This window comes from Paraburkholderia sp. 35.1 (genome assembly GCF_050436525.1).
Classification (GTDB): Bacteria; Pseudomonadota; Gammaproteobacteria; order Burkholderiales; family Burkholderiaceae; genus Paraburkholderia; species Paraburkholderia tuberum.
The window spans coordinates 1,451,750-1,468,663 of the sequence record NZ_JBNDMJ010000002.1 but is presented as its reverse complement, the minus strand read 5'-3'; the positions used below and the strand labels follow the sequence as shown (position 1 = coordinate 1,468,663).

The following is a 16,914-nucleotide window of genomic DNA, read 5'->3' as shown; positions in this document are numbered from 1 at the left end:
GGCAAACCCGAACTGTTCCTGCAAAATGCGCTGAAAACCTTGTCAGGCTTGCGTGGTAGACTTTGATCGCTGGTCGACGGACGACCCGGGCCATTTATCCTTCCGGCAGCAAAATGAAACAGACCGAGCCAAAGCGGCTTTACCAATTAGTCGCCGACCAGATTCGCGGCCTCATCCACGGAGGGGATTTCCCGCCGGGGTCCAGACTGCCGCCGGAGCGCGAGTTGTCGCAGCAACTGGGTGTTTCGCGCCCGTCTCTGCGCGAGGCGTTGATCGCACTGGAAATCGGCGGCAGCGTCGAGACCCGCATGGGTTCGGGCGTCTATGTGCTCGAAACCGCAAACGAACGTGAAGGGTCACTGGCTGTATTAGGCGAAAGTCCGACGGAAATCATGCAGGCCCGGGCCGTCATCGAAGGCAGCCTCGTCGTGCTCGCCAGCACGCGGCTTACGGCCGGCTCTCTGGACCGGTTGCGGCGCAGCGTGGATGCGATGCATCGCCTCGCCTCTGCCGGCAAATCTCCTGTGGAACCGGACCGGCAATTCCACCTGATCATCGCGGAAACGGCCGGCAATACGGTGTTGAGCCGGTATGTGGCCGATCTGTTTGACGCGAGGCGCGATCCGATCGGGGCGAGGATTAGCGAACTCGTCGAAAATACGGCCACATGGATGGCTGCGGTTGAGGAGCACGAAAACGTTCTGCATGCACTGCAAGCAGGAGACCCTATTGCTGCAGAAGCGGCGATGCGATCGCATCTGAAATCTTCTGAAGAGCGTTGGGTCGGAAGTGACATCAAGAAAGTTGCGCCCAACGATGCCGACGGTAAAGCTGGCCGCGTGCGACTGGGTTGAGTTGCGAAGTCGACCGGTGTTCCTTCAGCTCGGCCAGTTCCCTGCGCAATCCTGAACATCGCCGTGAGGCCCACCATGAAAGCAGCACTTGTCGCCACAACGTAACGGCGTTCGACGATATTGATAACCGTTGAACATCAATGCTTCAAAAAATTGCACTTCTCGTTCGGGGCGTCTTGAGCAAATATCGATGCTCAAGAAGTTCATAAACGCGTCGACAGAGAACGCATCGGAGACAGGCGCGAAACGCAGAACAGCGTTTCGCCGCATTCCAGTGCAACCCGGTCACGGGTGCCGCCAACGGTAGCCGATGCCGATCTCGCATGACCCACCTCGCGTTGTGAATCCTGCCGCCGCTTTCAAGCGAGTCCACGGCAGACGAGCTTTCGCGCCTTGCGCAGCGAGCTAAACGGACTCAGTACCTGCTTCATTCGTCATTGCCTTGAATTTCAGGAGACACTCATATGCAGATCACCGGAATGTTGCACGGCGCGCGCCTATTGCAATTCGTCGGATTCCCGGCCAGCGAAGTGCTGGGGCCGAGCGCCAGCGAAGAGGAGATAAAGTCGCTGATCGACCGCCACGGGCAGGTCTTTATCAAGCCGGTATTCAAGGGCGGCGTGGGCAAGAAGGGCAAGGCCGGGTTGCTCGGGCGCGCGACAGATCTCAAGACGGCGCTCGCCGAGAAAGAGCGGCTGTACTTCGCCGAGCACGTCGTGGGTCATGTGAGGGCCAAGGCGAACGGCGTCACGTTCGAAGCAGGCGTACCGGCCAAACATGAAGTCTACTTCTCGATCACCGATTCCACCCGCTTTCGCGCTCCCACCATGACGCTGTCGCACGCGGGTGGCATGGACATCGAAGAGGTCGATCCAAAGCTCGTGGCAATGGTGCCCTTTGATGCATTGACCGGCCTGAAGGCGTTCGTCGTCGCGAATGCGCTGAGCGAGATCGGCGCGCCGCGCGAGATCATTTCCCCACTCGTGCAGCAATTGCCGAAGCTCTGGGAGCTCTTTCACAACTTCGGCATGACGACGCTCGAACTGAATCCGATCCGCATGCGCGAGAACAAGAACGGTCGGCTCACACCCGTGGCCTGCGACTTCAAGTGCGGGTTCGACCGTGACGACCCGCGCTTCTCGCGCCTCGGCCTGCCTGCTCACCTGTTCGCTGCCGACTACTCAGACTTCGAGCAGGAGATCAACCAGCTTCGCACGCACCAGGGTCAAAGCGATGTCTATGTGATCAATGACAAGGGAACGATCCTCGCGCCCACGTTCGGCGGCGGGGCCAACTCGCTCGTCACGGAGATGTTGGGCGACGCAGCCATCATCTCTTCGGATTTCGGCGGCAATCCTCCCTACGAAAAAATGAAGGAAGTGGCGCGCATCTGCTTCCGGCATTGGCTGAAGCAGTCCAACGTACTGTTCATCATTGGCGGCAAGTCCAACAACACCGATATCTACGAAACACTGCGCGCGATGGCCGATGCGCTGCGCGAGCACTTCAGCGAGCACGGTCCCACCCCGCTTTATGTCGTCCTTGGGCGCGGCGGTCCAAACCTTGTTCGTGGCATGTCGGCACTGCGCGACACCTGTGATTCGCTCGGTCTTCCCTATCGCCTGTTCGGCTTTGACTCCGACATCAGCGAAGTGATCCAGTACGCACGGAAGGCCGATGCGTGGATGCAATCGGGAGGGCGCGCGCAGGTCGCAGCGCGCATCGGCGCACGTCAGACGCAACCGCAGGCGGATACGGCAAAGGCGTAAGGAGATCGACATGGTCAAGCAAGGCAATAATCATTTCAGGTATTTCGTCGGCATCCAGTCGCTTGCACAAATAGTCACGCGCGAGGACCGCGTTTGTGTGCTCAACATTCTGGGAGGCGAGTCGTCGGACGTGACGCCGGTGAGCCACGCGTTTTCCGGTGGGAATATCGTATTCGGCACTGCGCCTGGCAAGCGCGGGCAGGTGCTCGTGACGCCTGCCGGCGACATCCCCGTCTATAACAACGTGCGCGAAGGCCTCGAAGCCGGGCATCGTTTCAATTGCGGCGTCGTCTATCTGCCGCCGTCGGCCGCGCGCGATGGGGTGGCCGAACTGATCCGCGTCAATCCCGATCTGCGCAAGATTTTTATCATTACGGAGAAGATCTCCGTGCACGACGCCCGGGAAATTCGCGCGATGGGCCAGCAAGCAGGCATCGACATTTTTGGCGCGAACGGGCTGGGCGTCGCGGACTCCTGGCAGCGGGTGCGCATCGGGGGTGCGCTCGGCGGCGATGATCCCGGCGCAACTTTGCGGCGGGGCTCGATCGCGATCTTTTCCAACTCGGGCGGGTTTAGCACCACCATTGCGCAATATCTGCGCATGAGCGGCTGGGGTACAACGACCGTCGTATCCAGCGGCAAGGACGTCTACATCCATTATGCAGCGCCGGAGTTCGCCTTTGCCCTCGCCAACGACGCGCGCAGCAAGGCTGCCGTACTGTACTGCGAGCCGGGCGGCTACTACGAGGCCGACGCCACATTTACGAAACCCGTCATTGCCTGCGTGGTAGGCCGCTGGAAGAGTCGTCTGACGCGCGCGGTGGGGCATGCGGGCGCAATGGCGGGCGGCGCCGACGATGCTCTTGCCAAGGAGCGTTGGTTCATGGAGAAGTTCGGCGTCGAGCGTCTTTTTACGCCGGACGATCCATGCTGCTCGGTGAAGGGCGCCGTCGTGACAAACATCGCGCACATTCCCGCCGCGCTCACCGCAGTGATGCGCGCGAACGCGACGATGCCCGACTTTGAGCCGGAAGGCAGCCTCGCGCTCAAACCGTGGTTTGGCTCGGATCAGGGGATCGAACTGCCAGACGACCTCGCCCTGCCGGTCGTGGAAGCAGTCGCGCCGTACAACGAACAGATTACGCGGGCGAACAGCCAGATCGGCGCAATCCCGCCGCGCCAACCCTTGAAGGACGCTTCGGGCGCCTCGCAGATGGACGCAAAAACGCAGGTGAGCAGCCTGCACGGAGTATCCATGCTCGAAGCAGCGACGCGCTCGCTCGAGGAGAACATCTGCCTCGCGCTGTTGCGGGAGTTCGGCGGGGCAAACGACACAAAGCTCATCGACGTGGCTGTTGGCGCTGCAGTGAATCTGCACGGGACACCGGAACTGGCGGCCGCGCAGGCTTCGCGCGAGGCGGGCAATGCGCCCAATGCCGTGCTCGCGGCCGCGGCGGCGATCGTCGGGCCGAATCGCCAGCGTGCTGCGCGCGAGGCGGCAGCACTGATGATCGACGCCTTCGCGACAGCCAAGCTCACGGACGCGTTCGACGAGACCTTTGATGTCGAGGCCGTCCACACCGCGGACACTGCAGCGCTGTTCTGCGATGAACCCGATCCAGAGGCGCAAGCCATGCTGGGCGGGCTCGCCTCGCGCGGCGTAAGTTCCGCAATCATCCGATGGCTGTCGTGTGGCCCGGGCCATCCGCGCCTGGAAGCAGTACTCGCGGCGATCACGACGACACTCGCCTGGGGCCCGCTCATGCGCAAGCGGATCTCCCGCCTGACCGCAGAAAGCTTGCCGTGGTGGACAAAGCTCTTCGGCACCATGATCGGCGCCTCAGCGGACGCCTCGCGGCACGGCCCGGACGGATTTTGCGGCTTCGCCACCGAAGAATTACTCGGCGAACGCACTCTGACGGAAATCGCCTTCGCAGCGCTGCTAAACCTGAAACCGACTGCCGACGACCTTTTCGCGTTCAAGACCCTTGTCGGTTTGCTGCTCACGAACGGACCCGGCGCCATTTCGGCGCAAGGCGCAAAGGGCGCAGTATCTGCCGATGGCCCGGAAAGTCCCGAACGGGTGCAGCTAAACAAGGCTCTGGCGGGGTTCCTCACGCACACTGGATATACGCATGGCGGCAACGGCTACGAAGGCATTGCGTTCCTCAACGAGGCGTTCCGCAGCAGCGGCCTTGAAGATCCGACCGATGCTCGTCATACCGTGGACCTCGAAGCGCTCGCCCGGCGCTCCGTCGAGCGATACGCGCAGTACAAGACGCGCCAGAAGCAGTTGGGGAGCCTCGATATTGCGAAACTTCCGGGTATTAATCATCCGGTCTTCAAAGACAAGCCGGTGAACCACGACCCGCGGGAAATCTTCATCGCCAACCTTTATGAAGCCCGCGGCGAGTACAACGCGTTTCATGCGTTTTACCGTGTGCTGGTGCAGGCTTTGTTCGACGCAGGTGTCTCGCGCAATGTCTATTGCGTCAATGTCGATGCCGTGATTGCCGCGTTGCTGTTGAAGATGCTGTGGCAGCCGCTCAAGCGCGGGGAGTTCAGCGAGGCGGACCTTGAAACGGCCGCGTTCACGATCTTCCTCTATCCGCGCATGCTGGGCTGCGCTGCGGAAATTGACGATCATTTGAACCGCGGACGCAATATGGACACGCGTACGGCCGCTTCCCAGTGTCGTTTCGTGGCCTGACCGCTGGCCTCTGATGGTCGCCGCCACGCGCTGGCGCACAGCTAACGCGCGGCGGCGAAAAAGAGGCGCCGATTGATAACCATTCGACATCAATCGTTCGGAAGATTGCACTTATCGTTTGATTGGCCACGGGCCAAAATTCCCGAACAGACAAAGAGCGGGACCACCGCATATCTCGGGATTTCAGGAGACACATTGATGCACCCCTCGCCCTCTACCCTTTCGCTGGGACATTCAAAGGCCGCGGCGGTTTTCCGCGTGACGGCCGGAAATTTTCTGGAGCAGTTCGACTTCTTTCTGTTTGGCTTCTATGCGACGCAGATCGCCAACGTCTTCTTTCCGGCCGGGAGCGAATTTGCCTCGTTGATGATGACGTTCGCGGTCTTCGGTGCCGGTTTTCTGATGCGCCCGCTCGGCGCGATCGTTCTCGGCGCGTACATCGACGACGTCGGCCGCCGCAAGGGGCTCATCGTCACGCTCTCCATCATGGCGAGCGGCACCATCCTCATTGCGTTCGTGCCGGGCTACGCGACCATTGGCCTTGTGGCGCCCGCGCTTGTGCTGCTCGGGCGGTTGTTGCAGGGCTTCTCCGCGGGTGCGGAGCTGGGCGGCGTGTCGGTGTATCTCGCCGAGATGGCCACGCCCGGCCGCAAGGGCTTCTTCACGAGCTGGCAGTCCGCGAGCCAGCAGGTGGCGATCGTCGTGGCCGCGGGCCTCGGCTTCGCGCTCAACCAATCGCTGAACGCCGCTACCATCGCGGCGTGGGGATGGCGCGTGCCGTTCTTCGTCGGCTGCATGATCGTGCCGTTCCTCTTCGTGCTGCGTCGTAATCTGCAGGAAACCGAGGAGTTCAAGGCTCGCCAGCATCGCCCGAGCATGAAGGAGGTATTCACGACGCTGGTCCAGAACTGGACCGTCGTGATTGCAGGCATGATGCTGGTGGCGATGACCACCGCGAGCTTCTATCTCATCACGGTCTACGCGCCGACTTTCGGCAAGACGGTCCTGCACCTCAGCACCGCCGATAGTTTGCTTGTGACGCTGTGTGTGGCCGTGTCGAACTTCGTGTGGCTGCCGATCGGCGGAGCCCTCTCCGACAGGATCGGCCGCCGGCCGCTCCTCATCGCCATGACGGTGCTCGCCATCGTGACCGCGCACCCGGCCTTGTCGCTGCTCGCTCACGCGCCCAGCTTCCTCAACATGCTGCTCGCCCTCCTTTGGCTCTCGTTCATGTACGGCATCTATAACGGCGCGATGATCGTCGCACTGACGGAAGTGATGCCGGCGCAGGTACGCGTCGCGGGCTTCTCGCTCGCCTATAGCCTCGCGACCGCCGTATTCGGCGGTTTCACACCGGCGATCTCCACGGCGCTGATTCACATGACTGGCGACAAGGCCGCACCCGGCTACTGGATGAGCTTCGCGGCAGCGTGCGCCCTGATGGCGACGTTTGCACTCTATCGCCGCCGCGCAGCGACGCTGACTCCGGCGCACTGATTCGCGTCTCGCTCCGCATGCGGCTAAACACACAATCTGACACGACTCCGATCATGAGAAATCTGTTTCTGAAACTATGCGGCGCAGCACTGGTCGCAACCTCGGCTGTTGCGGCGAACGTGCAAGCCGCCGACCTGCACGTCATGAGCTCGGGTGGCTTTACCGCAGCGTACAAGGTGCTCGGCCCGAAGTTCGCATCCGAGACGGGCAACACGCTCGACACCGCGCTTGGTCCGTCGATGGGCAAATCGCCCGAAGCGATCCCCAACCGGCTTGAGCGTGGCGAGCCCGCCGACGCCGTTATCATGGTCGGATATGCGCTTGACGAACTGATCCGGAAAGGCAAGGTCATCCCCGGATCGCGGGTCGAGCTGGCCGACTCGCGCATCGGCATGGTCGTGCGCGAAGGAGCGGTGAAACCCGATATCAGTTCGGCAGAAGGTCTTCGGCAGACCCTGCTGCATGCGAAGTCGATCGCGTACTCGGACAGCGCAAGCGGTGTCTACATTGAGCGGGAGTTGTTCAGGAAGCTCGGCATCGAGGATCAGGTCAAGCCGAAGGCGAAGATGATCCCGCGGATTCCAGTAGCCTCGGTGGTGGCGAACGGCGACTACGAAATCGGCTTCCAGCAGGTGAGCGAGTTGCTGCCCGTCAAGGGGGCGACCTTCGTCGGAAAGATTCCTGAGTCCCTGCAGTCGGTCACGCGTTTCGCCGGCGGCATTCCCGTCAGCGCACAGCATCCGAAGGAAGCGAAAGCCCTGCTCGACTACCTCGCTTCACCTGGCGTACAGGCAGACGTCAAATCGACCGGGCTAGATACCGTCTCCGCTCATTGACGCAAACCTGAATGAAGGCTTGCCTCAGGCGGCCTTCCTGTCACATCCCCGAGGTATCTCTCGCGGGATCCCCCGCACCGTCCGCGCCGCCTGGCGCTGCCGCCCCGAGCATTCGCGCAAGACGCGTACGATCGCAAGCACCCTCCCACATGGAAACGAAGATCACCGCGCAGGCGTTGCTGATCACGCTCGTCAGGGCGCGCGCCTCGGACATGAAGCGGTCGATGCCCACCAGTAGCGCCACCCCGGCGACGGGCAGATCGGGAATCACCGTCAGCGTCGCGACGAGCGCCACTAATCCGCTGCCCGACACACCCGCCGCCCCCTTGGACGTGAGCAACATAACGGCGAGCATCATCGCGATCTGCGGCGCGGAAAGCGGCACGTCGCACGCCTGCGCGATGAACATCGAGGCGAGCGTCAGATAGATCGCGGTGCCGTCGAGATTGAACGAGTAGCCTGCGGGCAGCACAAGCCCCACAACGCCCTTGTCGCAGCCGAGCGCCTCAAGCTTCGCGATCAGGCGCGGCAGTACCGGCTCCGTCGACGACGTCGCGAGAACGATGAGCAACTCCTCGCGCATGTAGCGCAAGAGCCGCCAAAGTGCGAAGCCGTGCAGCCGCGCGAGCGGAGCGAGCACCAGCGCAATGAACAGCATGCATGCCACGTAGAAGGACACCATCAACATCCCGAGCGATCCGACCGAGCGGATGCCGAAGCGGCCCACCGTGAAAGCCATCGCGCCGAATGCCCCGAGCGGAGCGAGTCGCATGATCATCGCGAGGATGCGGAACAGAGCCTGGGCAATGCCGTCGATGAGCGCGAGCACCGGCCTGCCCGCCTCCGGACAGGAATTTAGCGCAAAGCCGAAGAGCAGCGAGAGCAGCAGCACCGGCAGCACCTCGCCCTTGTCGAAGGCGCCAAACATCGTCTCGGGGATGACGCTCAGCGCAAATGCGACAAGGCCGCCCGGCTGCGCGTGCTTCGCATATTGCGCGAGGATGCTCGCGTCCAGATGGTTAGCGTCGATGTGCATGCCCGCGCCGGGTCGCAGCACGAAGGCCGTGACGAGTCCGAGCGCAAGCGCCACGGCTGTCAAAAAATAGAAGAATCCCAGCGCCTGAAAAATTGTGCGCCCGATGGCCTTCCCGCTCGCAAGCGACGTGATCCCCGAGACGATCGTGCAGAAAACGATCGGCGCAATCATCATCCTCACGAGGCCGATGAACCCGTCGCTAAAGGGCTTGAGCAGCGGGCTCGCTTGCGGCAAGAAGTGACCGAGCGCCATGCCGAGCATCATGCCCAGCAAAACCTGCAGATAGAGCGATCGAAGCGGTCTTGCCAACCTCATGATGCGGTTTTCCTGCCTGGCCGCTCTTTTGGAGACGTGTTATTGCCCACGGCATCGCTGCATGCGACGCCGCCGCGCTTCATCTCGACAATCGTTCTATGAAACTCCTGCGCAGCCGGTGTAAGTGGACGTCCGCGGCGTCTCACGATTCCCACGCGCCGCTTCACCACTGGTTCAACGAGCGGCACGCTCGTGAGGATGGGGTGATCGCGCCCGGGCATGGCCATCGACGGCACTGCGGCGACACCGAGCCCCGCTTCGATTAAACCGAGCATGGTCGTTACGTGACGCGTCTCGCAGACGCTCGGCGCACGCGGCGCCACGGCCGACAGCGCCTGATCGAGCAGCAGTCGGTTGCCGGAAGTTTTGTCCACCGAGACGTACTCGTGCTCGTAAAGCTCGTTCCAGGTCACGCGTTTTTTGCGGGCGAGCGGGTGATCACGGCGGCAGGCGGCCACGAAGCGCTCCTGCAGCAGAACCTTGAACTCGACCTCGGACTCCTGGCTGCCCAGAAAACTCACGCCGAAATCCGCCTCTCCGCTGATGACGGCGCCAAGCACCTCATTCGCGCTCATATCCAGCATCTTGACCCTGATGCGCGGGAAGCGGCGGTGATAGCTCGCGACGGCGCTCGGCAGGAAGTAGTAGGCCACCGAAGGCACGCAGGCGATGGTGACACGTCCCAGTCGGCTCGAAGAAACATCGCGGATGCCAAGCAACGCGACGTCGAGATCATCAAGCAGCTGCTCGGCGCTCGGCGCGAATACCCGGCCGACGGTGGTGAGCGTGACGCTGCGCGTGGTGCGCTCGAATAGACGCACGCCGAGTGCTTCCTCGAGCTTGTCGATCCGGCGGCTCAAGGCCGGCTGCGAAATGCTCACCGCCTCGGCGGCCTTGCGGAAGCTTCCCAGTTCCACTACTGCTCGAAACGCCTGCAAGTCGTTCAAGTCGAAGTTGATACCCACGAGTCATCCTCCACATCCTGGATGCGGCTATTTTGCATGAAGCAGCTCAAAGCGCCCATTGCGAACTACGCCCGTTCGCTCGGCCCTCCGGCGGTACTGCGGACGTAAGGCGCGACGGGCCGGTTTCACGGACTCAGCCGTCATTCATATGAGAGACGCGGGCATCGCCCTCTGGCCGACAACGGGCGAAAGCACGGCGCGCCAAAGTCGTGTGAGACAGCAGCAGGGCGCTAGAACAGCGAGGCCTCTCGATGACAGTGTCGGTCGGGCAGCGGCGCTCGCAACAGGTCACCGGGCTATTTGCCAAAATATGAACGTCGTTTATAATAGCGAATGAACGGCCGCAACCTGGCGGCGATCTAACGCTAGTCGTATGCGGGTGCTCTGTCATCGCGCAGGTATCCGGCACGGCTTTAACCTTTACGCCGAAAGTTGTGGGTGGTTACGAGGTGTGGGCCACACTACACGAGGAGCTCGCCGTGCCACGCGAAGCCGTCACCGCCTGCCGCATCTGCGCCGGCAACTGTTCACTGCGCTTGACCCTGGACGACGCCGGACGCGTCGTTGCTGCGCGCGGCGACCGCGACAATCCGCTCACGCGCGGCTACGCCTGCATTAAGGGTGCGTATCTGCATGAGGCGCATAACAGCGCCGAGCGGGTCCTGCACCCGCTGAAACGGCAGCCCGATGGCAGCTTCGTGCAGATGCCGCTTGACGTGATGCTGGCCGAGATCGCGGCGCAACTCCAGGCACTGATCGAGCGCCACGGCCCCGATGCGGTCGCAGCCTTTCGCGGCACCATGAACTACTCTAACCTCGCCGCCAATCATATGTTGCCCGCCTTCCTCGCGGCGCTGGGTTCGAATTCGTTTTTCTCCACAATGACCATCGACCAGTCGGCCAAATGGGTGGCATTTGAGCGACTGGGCGGCTGGGCTGCCGGCAAAGATCCGTATGCGCTCGCCGACGCGCTATTGTTCGTCGGCACCAATCCGCTGGTGTCGCTATCCACGTTCAATTTTGCATTGCAGAATCCGGTCAAGCAGCTCCACGAAGCGAAGGAGCGCGGCCTTAAGCTGGTGGTGATCGATCCACGAGAGACCGAGACCGCCCGCCATGCCGATGTCTTCCTGCAGGTGCTGCCGGGCGAGGACCCGACCGTCCTGGCTGGCCTGCTGCGCATCATTCTGTGTCGCGGCTGGCACGATGCCGAATTCTGCGCGCGCTACGTCAAGGACCTGCGACGACTGGCGCGCGCGGTCGAGCCGTTCACGCCCGAATACGTCGCCCAGCGCGCCGGCGTAAGCGTCGAAGGGCTCGAAGCCGCCGCTGCGGCCTTCGCGGAACCCGTGCGGGAGGCCGGCGGCCTGCGCCGCAAGCGTGGCTCGGCCGCGTCGGGAACCGGGCCCAACATGGCGCCGCACTCCAATCTGGCCGAGCATCTGGTCGAATGCCTCAACGTCGTGTGTGGCCGCTTCGCTCGCCCCGGCGACCCTGTACCGAACCCCGGCGTAGTCGCCCCACGCTACCAGCGCCGGGCCGAAGTGATTGCGCCACGCCGTTCCTGGGAATCCGGCTGGAAGAGCCGTGTCGGCGGCTATGGCATGCTGTTCGGCCAGAAGATGAGCGGCACGCTGGCCCAGGAAATCACTACGCCTGGCGCCGGCCAGATCCGCGCGCTGTTGGTCGACGGCGGCAATCCAGTCGACGCCGTGCCCGACCAGCGCCGCATCGCCGATGCGCTGCGCCAACTGCAACTGCTGGTATGCATCGAGCCTTTCATGACTAACACTGCGCGGCTCGCGCACTATGTGATTCCACCGAAGCTGATGTTCGAGCGCGCCGACCTGCATTCGCGCGACTATGAGTCCTACATCATGTTTCAGCCTTACGCACAATACTCGGCCGCCGTGGCGACGCCGCCGGAGGGATCAGAAGTCGTGGACGACTGGTTCGTATTCTGGGATCTGGCGCGGCGCCTGGGCAAGACCATCATATTCGACGACGTTCCGCTCGATATGCGCGCAGCGCCGACCACCGAAGAGCTGCTTGCGATCCTGGTTCGCCACGGCTCGATCTCATTTGACGAACTGAAGCTGTACCCACAAGGGAAAGTCTACGAGATCGAACCGATGATCGTTCAGCCCGGCGAGCCAGGGAACGCCGCGCGCTTCGACGTGATGCCGGACGACGTCGAGTGCGAACTGGCGGGCGTACTGAACGAAGCGGGGGCGCCGCCGGGGTTCACGCATCGCCTGGCGGTGCGGCGCGTGCGCGACGTGCAGAACACCATGTACCACCACCTGCCCGCGGTCCGTCGACGCATGCCGTTCAATCCGGCCTTTGTGCATCCCGATGACCTGGCTGCTCAAGGACTGACCGAAGGCCAGTGCGTGGCCATTGTTTCGCCGCATGGCCGCATTCGAGCTATCGTCAAAGCGGACGCCGCACTGCGCCGAGGCGTCGTGTCCATCCCGCACGGCTGGGGACCGATGCCCGACGAGGAGCCCGAAACCTACGCCGGCGCCAATCCAAACCAGTTGCTCAGCACTACAGTTGGTCTTGATCCGATCAACGCCATGCCGGTAATGAGCGCGATGCCGGTACGCATCGAAGCGGTAGTCTGAATCGCAAGAGAGAACCCGTTCGAATCGAACGATTTGTTTCCGAGCGCGACGATGCAGCTACCCGGCCGTCCTGCCTTGCCCGAAATCTGGTGAGCGAACGAAAGACTCGACGTCAACACAACGTCCAGCAGCTCTCGCAACTTCGCGACATTGGCCCCCCGCGTCGGCGGCAGGCAGACCGTTGTGGCGGATGCGATAGAAGCCGCCGGGCAGCCGCTGTCGACGCGCTGCGTCACTTCATTGGCAATGGGTCAACGTGGCGGGAACCTCGCGGCGCGGGTCGACAACGCGCGCGATCGGCTGGACCAAGCTCACGACCGGGCGGCGACACGTGGCGCGCCGCTTGCTTCGTTCACAGATGCAGGCGAGATTGGGGGGGTGGTTTCCCCCCAATGGGGGCCGCAGATGGACGATCGAGCTTCGGAGTCGTGCGATCTGCAAAAAGCGAACAGGCAATGAGACTGAGCTGGGAAGAGTCGACATCCCGCTTGCGGCACCGGGCGGGATACGAATGAGGGTGACAATGGATAGCGTGCAGTGCGAGTACGACGATTGCATGGTGCTGATCCGCGCACTACGCAACTGGATTGCCCGCTACTGGCCCGCCGACTACCCGCGGGTCAAGGCCGAGATCAGGCAGCTCATCGACATGGTGGAACGGACCGGACCGCGCGACGCGATGTTTCACGGTCGTCTCGATGCGGCCCGCTCGCTGATCGTGCTCGGGCGACTGTCGGACGCGCTGGACTGTGTCGATACGCTACTGCGGGTCGTGCAACAAACTGAGCGCAGCCCAACGCGTCGGCCGATTACCGCTCGCGGCTGGCGCCCGTAGAACACGCTAAGGCTTGACGAATCTCAGCGTCATGCGATCCGATTCACCGATTGCGGCGTAGCGCGAGCGGTCGACGTCACCGCCCGCGTAGCCCGGCGGCAGCGACCATACGCCATGCGGATAATCTTTCGTATCTCGCGCGTTCGCGTTGATTTCGCTGCGTTGCGCGAGCACGAAGCCGGCCGCCTGTGCCCGGTCAATCACGAAAGCTTCAGTCACATATCCGGTTTCGATCATCTGCTGTACCGTCGAGCCGGGCCGGGCGCGATGTTCTTCCACACCAAGTTCGCCTCCGTGCTTCAGCGCGTCATGGAACGCACGCAGATTGGCATCGAGCTGCCCATCCTTGATCCAGTTGTGAATGTTGCGAAAAGTAAGCACGCGATCGAACCGCTCGTGTGCATCGAAGCCGAAAAACTGGCCCGCGTGCAATGTGCCGACCACGACGTTCCCGTAGATTGCGGGGGCGCCCGCGAGCTTACGCAAATACTCTGCATCGATTGACCGGTCTTCCGAGGCCAGGTCCGCGGACGTGCTCAGATATTGTGCTTCGTACAGGTGACCCGCGTCGTGCAGATAGGGCGCCAGAATGTCCGTGTACCACCCGCCGCCCGGCGCGATCTCCAGCACGGTTTGCGTCGGACTCAGATCGAAGAAGCGCAACGTCTGCGCCGGGTGACGATAGACGTCGCGCGCCCGGGCGGTCTGACTGCGTTGCGGATTGGCGACCGCCAGGTCGAGCGCCTTCGCCTCGGAAGCTTGCGAAGGCGTGACATGACCGCTCAGTTGTGAGGAGGAAACGCATCCGGCCATGATCGTCGCGATCACCGTCATCGCGAAACGGACAGCACGACGCTTCGAATATTCCACCAGGGTCGAGCGCACGAGAATCGGCTTCATAGGCACCACGCGGAGTTGACATGGCACACACGATACCCGCTCCTTCGAAGTTCGCGTTTGCCGCACTGCTGGCCGGTGCATCGATGTCCGCGCCGGCCGTCCCGCCGGGAAGGACCGCGTGTCAGGGAGCGGGCGATGCCTTGTAGGTGTCTTCTATTGCCGTCAGCGTATCGAACGCGAGGTCCAGGTCCTGTTTGAAAGTATCGAGCACCTTTCGTTCGCGGGTGGGGCGCGTTCATTTCATTCTCACGCAATGACTTAGACCGGAAAACCTACCGGGACCAGATAGACGACGGTCTGGGCGTGAGGCAGGCCGAGCTTGCGCGCCGCCGGAGCCCCGTCGACGGCGCCCACGGTCACCGCGACGAGCCCAAGCGAGACGACCTGGAGCAGCATGTTCTGGGTCGCGTGCCCGACCTCGAGATCGGCATACAGATTCGCTCTCCCGCCATACCTCGCGCTCAGCCGACTGGGATCGGCGGCCACCACGAGCAAGGCCGGGGCCGCCTCGACGGACGCCTGGTTGACCGCCAGTGCTCTCAGCTCGGGGCGCAGGTCGTGGGTCGCCCGCGTCTCGACCCGGTGGCCATCAGGCAGATAGTGCATCACCTCCGTGGCGGTCACCACGTAAAGTTCGAGCGCGTACAAAGCGCCGGCCGCCGGAGCCGCGCGCTTGCCGTCCGAGCTGGTGATGCCCTGCCCGGCCCACAGCAGTTGGCCAATGGCCTCGACCGGCAGCGGTTTTGGCGCGAATCTGCGCACGGACCGGCGCTTCTCGATGGCTTCTTCGAGGGACATCGTGCCTTTGAGGTTGGGCTTGGGCAGATCGATCTGACCGGTGAATTTCGCCTGGCTTGCCTGCGCCAGGCCGGTAGAACCCTCGGCGAGCGCGCCTGCGGCCAGCGCAACCAACAGTTCACGGCGTTTCATCGGCACCTCCATCAGCAAGAAAGCAGGCTGGCTGGCAGAGCCTGCAGCCTGCGCGAATCTCAGTGCTGCACATGTGCCGCCTCGTCTTTTGCGGGGGAGGTCCATCGAACGGCAACGGCGCAGTCGACCACTCGCGCCGAGCAAACACGAATACGGCTAAGCGACGGAACCCACGACCGGTGTGCGCCGCACTTCCGACAGGTAGGTCAGGATCAGCGAAACCCAGACGATCCCGGTGACGACGCCCATGGAGCGAACTATCTTGTCGTGCTGCCAGCGCTGGCGGTAAGCATCCTCCCATTGCCGTCTTCATCTGTGACAGCACCATGACCATCCGAGAACTGGGGACGGGGGGCCGTGAAGCAACGTAACCTGTCCAGAAAGTGGCTCATGCGCGTGCTGCCTCTGTCAGATCAGGCCGGTGCAAGCTCAAAGCGATGCCCGGCACGCAAGCACCTAAACGCCATCTGGCATAGTGACAGGTACGGTGTCTGCCTCAATCGGACTTTGGTCCTACAATCGCCGCCCGCGGGTGGTGTAGTGTCACGCGCAACCGACAGGAGAGCAATCATGTGCCGCTGGCTCGCTTATACCGGCAATCCGCTTCAGCTCGAAACCGTGCTGTTCAACGCCCGGCATTCGCTGATCGATCAGAGCATGCATTCCCGGCTCGGCGCCACCACCACCAATGGCGACGGTTTCGGGATCGGCTGGTATGGACATCCCACTGACATTCCGTTTCGCTACCGCTGCATCCAGCCCGCGTGGAGCGACCGCAATTTACGCGAGGCCGCGCGGGCAATCCACTCGCCGCTGTTCGTCGCGCACGTGCGCGCGGCGACCGACACGCCGTCGCAGGAAACCAACTGTCATCCGTTCCGCCACGGCCGCTGGCTGTTCGCGCACAACGGCCTGGTGCGCAACTATCCGGCGGTGCGCCGCGACCTGATGGTGACGATCGACCCCGATCTGTTCCCGTCCATCGAAGGCTCGACCGATTCCGAGGTGCTGTTTTTTCTCGCGCTGACCTTCGGGCTGGAGCTCGCGCCCGTCACCGCGCTCGAACGGATGGTCGGATTCGTCGAAGCCACCGGCCGCCGGCATGGCGTGGATGAACCGCTGAACATGACCGTGTGCGCGACCGACGGCGAGCAGATTATCGCGGTCCGCTATTCGAGCGAAGGACAGTCGCGCTCGCTGTTTCACAGCACGTCGTTCCGTCATCTGCGCGAGTTGTATCCCGACGACGAGCGCATCAAGACGGCCGGCGAGAATGCGTTCCTCGTGTTGTCCGAGCCGCTCGCAGACTTGGCGGGCTTTTGGGAGGAAATTCCCGAGAGCACGGCGGTGGTCGCGCGCGGCGGCGAGATTGGGCAGTATGCGTTCAAGCCGCGACTGGACTGAGCCGCGCCGAGCCAATCGTGCTCGAAGACTTGCCTGACGCGATCGACGAGATCCAGTTGCGGACGAAGCCTCTTGCACACCATGCGTGACGGTGTCCGCCGGCACGGCCCAAAGTTCGTTACTCCCGTTTAGAAACCCGCATTTCCGCGCACTGTCAGCGGAGGCGCCTTGCGCATCTTCGCCGGTGCGCTCGTCGAGCGCGTCCATGATGTGCAGCCGATTCCTATGCCCGCCTC

At 62.8% G+C, this 16,914-nt stretch carries 12 protein-coding genes and 1 pseudogene; 8 read left to right on the top strand and 5 right to left on the bottom strand.

Annotated elements, in window-relative coordinates; genetic code table 11:
- The first annotated feature begins 113 nt into the window (after nucleotides 1–113).
- The 5 genes from OKW27_RS12740 (at nucleotide 114) to OKW27_RS12720 (ending at nucleotide 7,666) form a co-directional block, all read left to right on the top strand.
- Complete coding sequence (locus tag OKW27_RS12740; protein ID WP_187626522.1) at nucleotides 114–854, top strand: FadR/GntR family transcriptional regulator; 741 nt, start codon at nucleotides 114–116, stop codon at nucleotides 852–854.
- 464 nt (nucleotides 855–1,318) lie between these two features.
- Nucleotides 1,319–2,623 (top strand): ATP-grasp domain-containing protein, encoded by a 1,305-nt coding sequence (locus OKW27_RS12735; protein WP_429333664.1) that lies wholly within the window; start codon nucleotides 1,319–1,321, stop codon nucleotides 2,621–2,623.
- 10 nt (nucleotides 2,624–2,633) lie between these two features.
- Nucleotides 2,634–5,333 (top strand): CoA-binding protein, encoded by a 2,700-nt coding sequence (locus OKW27_RS12730; protein ID WP_429333663.1) that lies wholly within the window; start codon nucleotides 2,634–2,636, stop codon nucleotides 5,331–5,333.
- Between the two features lie 198 nt (nucleotides 5,334–5,531).
- Nucleotides 5,532–6,830 (top strand): MFS transporter, encoded by a 1,299-nt coding sequence (locus OKW27_RS12725; RefSeq protein WP_090806631.1) that lies wholly within the window; start codon nucleotides 5,532–5,534, stop codon nucleotides 6,828–6,830.
- Nucleotides 6,831–6,883: 53 nt separating this feature from the next.
- Nucleotides 6,884–7,666, top strand: a complete 783-nt coding sequence (locus OKW27_RS12720) for a substrate-binding domain-containing protein (protein WP_429333662.1) — start codon at nucleotides 6,884–6,886, stop codon at nucleotides 7,664–7,666.
- Between the two features lie 40 nt (nucleotides 7,667–7,706).
- Here OKW27_RS12720 and dctA read toward each other — a convergent pair whose 3' ends face one another.
- Both dctA and OKW27_RS12710 read right to left on the bottom strand, forming a co-directional pair.
- Nucleotides 7,707–9,017, bottom strand: a complete 1,311-nt coding sequence (gene dctA, locus OKW27_RS12715) for a C4-dicarboxylate transporter DctA (RefSeq protein ID WP_429333661.1) — start codon at nucleotides 9,015–9,017, stop codon at nucleotides 7,707–7,709.
- Nucleotides 9,014–9,982 carry a LysR family transcriptional regulator gene (locus tag OKW27_RS12710; protein WP_090806635.1) on the bottom strand — a complete coding sequence of 323 codons (969 nt, stop codon included), beginning with the start codon at nucleotides 9,980–9,982 and terminating at the stop codon, nucleotides 9,014–9,016. Before OKW27_RS12710 ends, dctA begins: the two co-directional genes overlap by 4 nt.
- A 479-nt stretch (nucleotides 9,983–10,461) precedes the next feature.
- Between OKW27_RS12710 and OKW27_RS12705 the strand changes: the two genes are divergently transcribed.
- Nucleotides 10,462–12,609 (top strand): molybdopterin-containing oxidoreductase family protein, encoded by a 2,148-nt coding sequence (locus OKW27_RS12705; protein ID WP_429333660.1) that lies wholly within the window; start codon nucleotides 10,462–10,464, stop codon nucleotides 12,607–12,609.
- A gap of 523 nt (nucleotides 12,610–13,132) precedes the next feature.
- Nucleotides 13,133–13,444: a hypothetical protein gene (locus OKW27_RS12700; protein ID WP_429333659.1), complete on the top strand. Its 312-nt coding sequence runs from the start codon at nucleotides 13,133–13,135 to the stop codon at nucleotides 13,442–13,444.
- A 6-nt stretch (nucleotides 13,445–13,450) separates the two neighbouring features.
- On the opposite strand, the gene OKW27_RS12695 is transcribed toward OKW27_RS12700, so the two are convergent.
- From OKW27_RS12695 to OKW27_RS12685, 3 genes and pseudogenes are all read right to left on the bottom strand, one after another.
- A complete protein-coding gene (locus tag OKW27_RS12695; RefSeq protein WP_184062804.1) occupies nucleotides 13,451–14,344 on the bottom strand; it encodes a class I SAM-dependent methyltransferase in 894 nt (297 codons plus the stop codon).
- 258 nt (nucleotides 14,345–14,602) lie between these two features.
- Nucleotides 14,603–15,274: a SagB/ThcOx family dehydrogenase gene (locus OKW27_RS12690; RefSeq protein WP_429333658.1), complete on the bottom strand. Its 672-nt coding sequence runs from the start codon at nucleotides 15,272–15,274 to the stop codon at nucleotides 14,603–14,605.
- Nucleotides 15,275–15,523: 249 nt separating this feature from the next.
- A pseudogene (locus tag OKW27_RS12685) lies at nucleotides 15,524–15,666 on the bottom strand (nitrate reductase); the annotation flags it as partial.
- A 178-nt stretch (nucleotides 15,667–15,844) separates the two neighbouring features.
- On the opposite strand from OKW27_RS12685, the gene OKW27_RS12680 reads away from it, so the two are divergent.
- Nucleotides 15,845–16,678, top strand: coding sequence for a class II glutamine amidotransferase (locus OKW27_RS12680; protein WP_429333657.1), 834 nt, complete (start codon nucleotides 15,845–15,847; stop codon nucleotides 16,676–16,678).
- Nucleotides 16,679–16,914 lie beyond the last annotated feature (236 nt).